1 protein-coding gene is annotated in these 256 nt (G+C 60.2%); it reads left to right on the top strand.

Annotated features, from left to right (window positions below; all coding sequences use genetic code 11):
• Nucleotides 1-256 (top strand): Ig-like domain-containing protein (locus tag GBAG_RS21790; protein WP_034500339.1); only part of this gene is annotated, 256 nt, incomplete at both ends.

The raw sequence follows: 256 nt of genomic DNA, 5'->3' as shown, positions 1-256 counted from the left end.
TTATGAAGTCCCGGTCCCGTCTGCGGCGCTGAATGAAGGCAACAACGACGTGCAGGTGATGGTCACCGGCGTGGATGCCGCTGGTAACACGGCGATTGCGGTGGAGCATAAAAATGTAGTCCTCGACACCCATGCCGAAAACCATGTGATCGTCCAGACCGTGGCGGGCGACAACGTGGTGAATGCCGCCGAGTCACGCATGCCAACCCTGATTTCCGGCGTGGTGAGCGGCGATGCGCAGGCGGGCGATCATGTT

It is taken from the genome of Buttiauxella agrestis ATCC 33320 (assembly GCF_000735355.1).
In the GTDB taxonomy this organism is placed as follows: domain Bacteria; phylum Pseudomonadota; class Gammaproteobacteria; order Enterobacterales; family Enterobacteriaceae; genus Buttiauxella; species Buttiauxella agrestis.
The sequence above is the reverse complement of the archived record's forward strand: the minus strand, read 5'-3'. Positions and strand labels throughout refer to the sequence as shown.